The sequence below is a fragment of the Amycolatopsis sp. NPDC023774 genome, from assembly GCF_040639695.1.
In the GTDB taxonomy this organism is placed as follows: Bacteria; Actinomycetota; Actinomycetes; order Mycobacteriales; family Pseudonocardiaceae; genus Amycolatopsis.
The window spans coordinates 1-1894 of sequence record NZ_JBFAAJ010000105.1 but is presented as its reverse complement, the minus strand read 5'-3'; the positions used below and the strand labels follow the sequence as shown (position 1 = coordinate 1894).

The 1894-nt window shown below is 68.0% G+C and carries 1 protein-coding gene; it reads right to left on the bottom strand.

Translation table 11 applies throughout. From position 1 onward, the window contains the following. Positions 1–425 precede the first annotated feature (425 nt). Positions 426–1574 carry an N-acetylmuramoyl-L-alanine amidase gene (locus AB0F91_RS47145; protein WP_360609046.1) on the bottom strand — a complete coding sequence of 383 codons (1149 nt, stop codon included), beginning with the start codon at positions 1572–1574 and terminating at the stop codon, positions 426–428. Between the last annotated feature and the right edge of the window lie 320 nt (positions 1575–1894).

The following is a 1894-nucleotide window of genomic DNA, read 5'->3' as shown; positions in this document are numbered from 1 at the left end:
ATCTCCGCCCAGTCCTCCACGTTCAGCACCCTCCTACCTCAGAGGGGTCAACTTTCGGAAGACTCCTGGGGGTCAGTTTTCACGAAGCAACGACACGGGTCGCGCCCGAGGCCGCGACGGCAGCGACGAGACATGGGCGGCAGCGAAGAGACATGGGCGGCAGCGAAGAGACATGGGCGGCAGCGAAGAGACATGGGCGGCAGCGAAGAGACATGGGCGGCAGCGAAGAGACATGGGCGGCAGCGAAAAGACATGGGCGGCAGCGAAAAGACATGGGCGGCAGCGAAAAGACATGGGCGGCAGCGAAAAGACATGGGCGGCAGCGAAAAGACGTGAGCGGCAGCGAAAAGACGTGAGCCGGGCCTCCAAACGAAGGCCCGGCTCAGTCATGAAGATGCGGGGTTGCGAAGCAGGACAGAAAGGACCTACTCAGCCTTGGCCAGCTCGTGCGCCAACACGTCCGCGAAAGTGAAGGTGCCCGTGGGTTGGTCGCCTTCGCCCAGGAGGTACAGGCGTTTGACGGCGATGAGGATGCCCTCGGCGACGATGTCGCGGAAGGCGGGGTCCGCGAGTTTGCGGCTGTCGTCCGGGTTGGTGAGGTAGCCGATCTCCACGCGGACGGCGGGGCAGCGCGTGCGGGTGAAAATTTCCCACGTTTTGTAGTGGGTGCGGCAGTCCCGCAAACCGGTGCGGGCGACGACCTCGCGCTGGATGAAGCCGGCGAGGAGTTCGCCGACCGTGGACGTCGTGCCGTTGCCGGTGCCGAAGTGGAAGCTGGCGATGCCCTGGGCGCGGGGGCTCGGGTTGCTGTCGCTGTGGAGCGACAGGAACAGGTCCGCACCGGCGTCGTTGGCGAAGCGGGCGCGTTCGAAGTCCGTGGGGCTGTGGTTGGGACCTCTCGAAATGAGCGCTTCCATGCCGGTGGCCTGCATGCGGCCTTCGAGCCGCCTTGCCAAGTCCCAGGCGATGTCGGCTTCGCGGAGGCCGCCGGCGACCACGCCGAGGTCTTCGCCGCCGTGGCCGGGGTCGATGACGATGCGCTTGCCGCGCAGGCGGGGGCCGGCCTGGCGGACCTGTTCCTGTTCGCGCAAGAACACGGGGCGACCGCCGCGGGCGCGGGGCGAGGAGAGGCGGTGCAGCTCGCGGATGGTGGCCGGGCCGCAGATGCCATCGGGCTCCAGACGCATGTCGCGCTGGAAGGTGCGCAGGGCGCGTTCGGTCTGGGGGCCGAAGTAGCCGTCGGGGCGGCCGGCGTCGAAGCCGAGTTCGGTGAGGCGCTCCTGCAGCGCGAAGACGTCGTCGCCCTGGACGGGCGAGGACAGCATGTACTGCAGCGGACGGCTCCCCAGGTGGAAGCTCGCGCCCTTCATCGCCTGGAACGTCGCGGGGCCGACCACCCCATCGGTGATCAGCCCACGACGCTGCTGGAAGGCCCGTACGGCGTGCTCGACGGCGGCGTCGAAGGTGCCGTACTGCTCGGTCCCCGCCACCGGCGGGAGCAGGTCCATCCCAGCAAGGATCGACCTGATCTCGGCGACGTCCGGACCGGCGTCACCGCGGCGGAGTACCCGCATGCACTCCTCGCTCTTCCTAGGGCACCGAAACCAGCTCGATGCGGAACCAGAAAACCTGTGTGGGTGTAAGCCCAGGGCACCTATTGTGCCCTGTGAACTCTCGGTGAGCGCGCAGGCCCGGTCGGTGTGACCCGGCAGAGCGCAAGCCGCCGCAGGACGGACACGCCCGTGCACCTGCGTGATCATGGCCACGGACACTTCGCCCGAACGTGCGAGAACCCGGGTCGGCGGGGCGATTCCCGCAGGCCCGGGTTCTCAGCAGCTGGACAGCGCCGGCTCGGTCAGAGGACGTCCTTCAGGTCGGACAGCAGAGCCGCCTT

Bases quoted from the DNA above. Each gene is read 5' to 3' on its own strand.
- AB0F91_RS47145 (WP_360609046.1), bottom strand. From the start codon at position 1,574: ATGCGGGTACTCCGCCGCGGTGACGCCGGTCCGGACGTCGCCGAGATC.